This is a genomic window from Streptomyces sp. NPDC058877 (genome assembly GCF_042742855.1).
In the GTDB taxonomy this organism is placed as follows: domain Bacteria; phylum Actinomycetota; class Actinomycetes; order Streptomycetales; family Streptomycetaceae; genus Streptomyces.
Genome location: NZ_JBHYMF010000071.1, coordinates 1 through 5,939, shown reverse-complemented (window position 1 = coordinate 5,939; position 5,939 = coordinate 1). Strand labels below are relative to the sequence as shown.

The window sequence follows — 5,939 nt, the reverse complement described above, 5'->3', positions numbered from 1 at the left end:
GGCGCGTGCGGCCACCGGCCCCGCGCGTCCCGGAAGCGGCCGCCCGCCCGCGGGCGGGCGCCCGCCGGGCGCACGACCGGACGAGGTACGGCCGCGACACGCGGCCCATCGCACACCGACGGCACCGCCGCCTGTGAGAGGGACGGGAATGGAACCGACCGAGAGCGCCGCCCGGGTCCCACGGCCGCACGGCCGCGTGGTCACCCTGGGCTTTCCCTCCCGGCTGCCCGCAGCCGTGGTGGGCGTGGCCGCCGTCGTCCTCGTCGCCGGGTTCCAGCAGGCCCTGAGCGCCGGCCACGGGCTCTTCCCGGGCAGCGTCACCGGCTGGTCCCTCGCCGTCCTCACCGGGCTCATCGTCGGCCACCTGGTCGCCCTCGGGCGGGACCGCTGGTGGGGTGGCACCGGCTCCGGCGCCGCCCTCACCCTCGCCGTCCTCCTGCTGTACGGCTGGGTGCCCGCCGGACTCGTCGCGCTCACCATCGTCACCCTGGTCGGCGCGGCACGCCGACACCGCTGGCGCCAGGGGCTGCTGCACGGCGCCGCCGACGTCCTCGGGGTCGGCGCAGCCGCCCTCGTCCTCGCCCTCTTCGGCGACGTGCCGACCGTCGAGCAGCCCTGGCAACCCCTCGACTGGACGATCGGGGACCTGCCGGAAGTCGTGATCGCCGCGGCCACCTACCTCGTGGTCACCCGCCTGCTCCTGTGGTACACCCTCGCACCCCAGAGCGGTGGACTGCCCACCGCCGCCCGCACCGCCCTCCTCCGACAGGGCCTCGTTGCCGTCGCGCTCCTCGGCATCGCCCCGCTCATCTGCGTCGTCGCCGCCACCCGACCGGTCCTGCTGCCGCTCTTCGCCGTCCCCCTGATCGCCCTGGACTCCACCCTCTGGATCGCCCGCGCCCGTGCCGAGGAGCAGCTCCGCGACCCGCTCACCGGCCTCCCCAACCGCCAGTGGCTCCTGGAGCGGGCCTGGACCGCCCTGGAGGAGGCCGAGGACGAGGCCACCCGGGCCGCCCTCGTCCTGATCGACCTCGACCGCTTCCGGTCGGTCAACGACACCCTCGGCCACCTCGCCGGTGACCGGCTGCTCCTCCAGATCTCCGAGCGCCTCCGCCTCGCCCTGCCCCGCGGTGCCGAGGCCGCCCGGCTCGGCGGCGACGAGTTCGCCGTCCTGCTGCCCACCGCCGACTCCACCACCAGTGCCCAGCGGGTCGCCCGCCACCTCGTTGCCGAGCTCTCCTCCCCGCTCGACCTGGACGGCCTCACCCTGGTCCTGGAGGCCAGCGCCGGAGTCGCCGTCTTCCCCGACCACGCCCTCGACGCCGAGGGCCTGCTGCGCCGCGCCGACGTCGCCATGTACCAGGCCAAGCGCGACCGCACCGGCGTCGAGGTCTACGAGTCCAAGCGCGACTCCAACACCCCCGACCGGCTCGGCCTCCTCGGTGACCTCCGTCGCGCCCTGGACGCCGGCGAGGTCGAACTCCACTACCAGCCCAAGGTCCGCTTCGACGGTCAGGTCGCAGGTCTGGAGGCGCTCGTCCGCTGGGTCCATCCCGAGCGGGGAAAGGTCCCGCCGGACGAGTTCATCGCCATTGCCGAGTCCTCCGGGCTGATGCCCCACCTCACCGAGTACGTCCTGGAAACCGCCCTCGCCCAGGTCGCCCGCTGGCGCGCCCAGGGCCTCAACGTCCCGGTCGCCGTCAACGTCTCGCCGCGCGACGTCCACACCCCCGGCTTCGCCGGTGCCGTCGCCGCCCGCCTCGCCCGGCACGGCGTCCCGGCCGGCGCCCTCCAGCTGGAGATAACGGAACACGTGCTCCTGGAGGACCCCCAACGGGCCGCCGACACCCTGAACGGCCTCACCGGACACGGCGTCAAGATGTCCCTCGACGACTTCGGCACCGGCTACTCCTCCCTGGTCCACCTGCGCCGCCTGCCCGTCAGCGAACTGAAGATCGACCGTTCCTTCGTCGCCCGGCTCGCCGTCGACACCGAGGACGCCGAGATCGTCCGCTGCACCGTCGACCTCGCCCACTCCCTCGGGCTCCTCGTCGTCGCGGAGGGGGTCGAGGACGACGAGACCTGGGAGCGCCTGCGCGACCTGGGGTGCGACGCCGTCCAGGGCTGGCTGGTCGCCGCCGCGATGCCGCCCGCCGAGGCCACTGCCTGGCTCCTCGCCCGCGGTGAGCACGGCTGGCGCCGTCCCGCCGACATGACCGAACCCGCCGATCTGGACCAGCCCTCGGGGCAGGTCGTGCAGTGAGCCACCCCCTCCGGGGGCAAACCGTTTCACGGGCAGCGGCACCGGCCCCATAGGATTGGGCCAACACCATCAAACTCACCCCGTGAGGATCCGCATGCCTGGCATCACGCGCGAGGAGGTCGCCCACCTCGCACGGCTGGCGCGTCTGGAGCTGAAGGGCGAAGAACTCGATCACTTCGCCGGTCAGCTCGACGACATCATCGGCGCGGTCGCCCGCGTCTCCGAGGTCGCCGACCAAGACGTACCGCCGACCTCCCACCCGCTGCCGCTGACCAATGTCATGCGCGCGGACGAGGTCCGTCCGTCGCTCACCCCCGAGCAGGCGCTCTCCGGCGCCCCGGCCCAGGAGCAGCAGCGTTTCAAGGTGCCGCAGATCCTGGGGGAGGACTAAGAAGTCATGACGGACAACAACATCATCAAGCTCACCGCGGCCGAGATCGCCGGGAAGATCGCCTCCGGCGAGCTCACCGCCGTCGAGGTCACCGAGGCCCACCTCGCCCGCATCGACGCCGTCGACGAGAAGGTCCACGCCTTCCTGCACGTCGACCGGGAGGGCGCCCTCGCCCAGGCCCGCGCCGTCGACGAGAAGCGCGCCCGCGGCGAGAAGCTCGGCCCGCTCGCCGGTGTGCCGCTCGCGCTCAAGGACATCTTCACCACCGTCGGCATGCCGACGACCGTGGGTTCGAAGATCCTGGAGGGGTGGATCCCGCCGTACGACGCGACCCTGGTCAAGAACCTCAAGGCCGCCGACGTCGTCATCCTCGGCAAGACCAACATGGACGAGTTCGCGATGGGCTCCTCCACGGAGAACAGCGCCTACGGCCCGACCGGCAACCCCTGGGACCTCACTCGGATCCCCGGCGGCTCCGGCGGCGGTTCCTCGGCCGCCCTCGCCGCGTACGAGGCCCCGCTCGCCATCGGCACGGACACCGGCGGTTCCATCCGCCAGCCCGCGGCCGTCACCGGCACCGTCGGCGTCAAGCCGACCTACGGCGGCGTCTCCCGCTACGGCATGGTGGCCTTCTCCTCCTCCCTCGACCAGGGCGGCCCCTGTGCCCGCACGGTCCTGGACGCGGCCCTCCTGCACGAGGCGATCGCCGGGCACGACCCGCTCGACTCGACCTCCATCGACGCCCCGGTCCCCCAGGTCGTCGAGGCCGCGCGGAACGGTTCGGTCGCCGGCATGCGGATCGGCGTCGTCAAGCAGTTCCGTGGCGAGGGCTACCAGGCCGGCGTGGTGCAGCGCTTCGACGAGTCCGTCGAGTTGCTCGTCTCGTTGGGCGCCGAGATCGTCGAGCTGGACTGCCCGACCTTCGACCTCGCCCTCTCGGCGTACTACCTGATCGCGCCGTCGGAGTGCTCCTCCAACCTGGCCCGCTTCGACGCCATGCGCTACGGCCTGCGGGTCGGCGACGACGGCACGCGCTCCGCCGAGGACGTCACCGCCCTCACCCGCGAGGCGGGCTTCGGCGACGAGGTCAAGCGCCGGGTCATCCTCGGCACGTACGCGCTCAGCTCCGGCTACTACGACGCGTACTACGGCTCGGCCCAGAAGGTCCGCACCCTCATCACCCGCGAGTTCGAGAAGGCCTTCGAGGAGGTGGACGTCATCGTCTCCCCGACGACCCCCACCACCGCCTTCCCGATCGGCGAGCGCGCCGACGACCCGATGGCGATGTACCTCGCGGACCTGTGCACCATCCCGACCAACCTGGCCGGCAACGCCGCCATGTCGCTGCCCTGCGGCCTGGCGCCCGAGGACGGTCTCCCGGTCGGTCTGCAGATCATCGCCCCCGCCATGAAGGACGACCGGCTGTACAAGGTCGGCGCTGCCGTCGAGGCCGCCTTCGTGGAAAAGTGGGGCCACCCGCTGCTTGAGGAGGCTCCGTCGCTTTGAGTACCAGTGCACTGCAGAAGGCCAAGGGCTTCAAGAAGTCCAAGACCGGCACCTACCTGTCCATCGGCACCACGGCGTTCGGCGCGCTCGGCGTGATCAAGCAGGCCCGGAAGGCCCGCAGCGAACACGACACGCTCAAGCTGATCGACGCCGTCGTCTCCGCCGCCGCCATCGCCACCGGCGTCGCTCTCCTCGTGCGCGAGCTCAAGCGCATCGGTGACGACGACGTCCTGTTCGGCTGAGGCCGAAGGCCCAGAGGGAATTCTCACCGTGACTGTCACTGAACTGCTGTCGTACGAGGCGGCGCTCGCCGAGTACGACCCCGTCATGGGCCTTGAGGTCCATGTCGAGCTCGGCACCAAGACGAAGATGTTCTGCGGTTGTTCGACCGAGCTGGGTGCGGAGCCCAACTCGCAGACCTGCCCGACCTGCCTCGGCCTGCCCGGCTCGCTGCCGGTGGTCAACGCGATCGGCGTCGAGTCCGCCGTGAAGATCGGCCTCGCGCTCAACTGCGAGATCGCCGAGTGGTGCCGCTTCGCCCGGAAGAACTACTTCTATCCGGACATGCCGAAGAACTTCCAGACCTCCCAGTACGACGAGCCGATCGCCTTCAACGGCTATCTGGACGTCCAGCTGGAGGACGGCGAGGTCTTCCGCGTGGAGATCGAGCGCGCCCACATGGAGGAGGACACCGGCAAGTCCACCCACATCGGTGGTGCGACCGGCCGCATCCACGGCGCCTCGCACTCGCTGCTCGACTACAACCGGGCCGGCATCCCGCTCATCGAGATCGTCACCAAGCCCATCGAGGGCGCGGGCGAGCGGGCCCCCGAGGTCGCCAAGGCGTACGTGGCCGAGCTGCGCGAGCTGATCCGCGCCCTGGGCGTCTCCGAGGCGCGCATGGACAAGGGCCAGATGCGCTGCGACGTGAACCTGTCCCTGATGCCGAAGGGTTCCAGCACCTTCGGCACCCGCTCGGAGACGAAGAACGTCAACTCGCTCCGCTCCGTGGAGCGTGCGGCGCGCTTCGAGATCCAGCGCCACGCGGCCGTCCTGGAGTCCGGCGGCACGATCGTCCAGGAGACCCGCCACTTCCACGAGGACGACGGCACCACCACCTCCGGCCGCATCAAGGACAACGCCGAGGACTACCGCTACTTCCCGGAGCCGGACCTGGTGCCGGTGGCCCCCGCCCGCGCGTGGGTCGAGGAACTGCGCGCCACCCTGCCCGAGCTGCCGCGCGTGCGCCGCAACCGGCTGCGCGAGGAGTGGGGCGTCTCCGAGGTGGAGATGCAGGCCATCCTGAACGCGGGCGCGGTCGACCCGATCGTCGCCACCGTCGAGGCGGGCGCGGACGCGGCTTCGGCCCGCAAGTGGTGGATGGGCGAGCTCGCCCGCAACGCCAACGAGCAGGGCGTCTCCCTGGAGGAGCTCCCGATCACCCCGTCCGACGTGGCCCGGGTGTCGGCGCTGGTCGCGGCCGGCGACCTCAACGACAAGCTGGCCCGCCAGGTCATCGAGGGCGTCCTCGCCGGCGAGGGCACCCCGGACGAGGTCGTCGAGAAGCGCGGGCTGAAGGTCGTCTCCGACGACGGCGCCCTCGGCACGGCCGTCGACGAGGCCATCGCGGGCAACGCGGCCATCGCCGACAAGATCCGCGGCGGCAAGGTCGCGGCGGTCGGCGCCCTGGTCGGCGCGGTCATGAAGGCCACCCGTGGACAGGCGGACGCGGCGAAGGTCAAGGACCTGATCCTGGAGAAGCTGGGCGTCTCCGAGGGC

At 71.8% G+C, this 5,939-nt stretch carries 5 protein-coding genes; all 5 read left to right on the top strand.

Going from position 1 to position 5,939, the window contains the following annotated elements; genetic code table 11:
- The first annotated feature begins 148 nt into the window (after nt 1-148).
- Entirely contained in the window at nt 149-2,263 is a 2,115-nt protein-coding gene (locus tag ACFW2Y_RS18260) for a putative bifunctional diguanylate cyclase/phosphodiesterase (protein WP_384879857.1), read from the top strand.
- A gap of 94 nt (nt 2,264-2,357) precedes the next feature.
- The gene (gatC, locus tag ACFW2Y_RS18255) at nt 2,358-2,654 is read left to right on the top strand and encodes an Asp-tRNA(Asn)/Glu-tRNA(Gln) amidotransferase subunit GatC (RefSeq protein WP_015036350.1); all 297 of its coding nucleotides are present in this window, start codon (nt 2,358-2,360) and stop codon (nt 2,652-2,654) included.
- A gap of 6 nt (nt 2,655-2,660) precedes the next feature.
- Nucleotides 2,661-4,160, top strand: a complete 1,500-nt coding sequence (gene gatA / locus ACFW2Y_RS18250; protein ID WP_384879854.1) for an Asp-tRNA(Asn)/Glu-tRNA(Gln) amidotransferase subunit GatA — start codon at nt 2,661-2,663, stop codon at nt 4,158-4,160.
- The gene (locus tag ACFW2Y_RS18245; RefSeq protein WP_384879852.1) at nt 4,157-4,402 is read left to right on the top strand and encodes a hypothetical protein; all 246 of its coding nucleotides are present in this window, start codon (nt 4,157-4,159) and stop codon (nt 4,400-4,402) included. The genes gatA and ACFW2Y_RS18245 overlap by 4 nt, the downstream gene beginning before the upstream one ends.
- A gap of 28 nt (nt 4,403-4,430) precedes the next feature.
- The coding region (gatB, locus tag ACFW2Y_RS18240) for an Asp-tRNA(Asn)/Glu-tRNA(Gln) amidotransferase subunit GatB (RefSeq protein WP_384879849.1) at nt 4,431-5,939 on the top strand (1,509 nt) is incomplete at its 3' end.

Bases quoted from the DNA above. Each gene is read 5' to 3' on its own strand.
- ACFW2Y_RS18260 (WP_384879857.1), top strand. From the start codon at position 149: ATGGAACCGACCGAGAGCGCCGCCCGGGTCCCACGGCCGCACGGCCGC.
- gatC (WP_015036350.1), top strand. From the start codon at position 2,358: ATGCCTGGCATCACGCGCGAGGAGGTCGCCCACCTCGCACGGCTGGCG.
- gatA (WP_384879854.1), top strand. From the start codon at position 2,661: ATGACGGACAACAACATCATCAAGCTCACCGCGGCCGAGATCGCCGGG.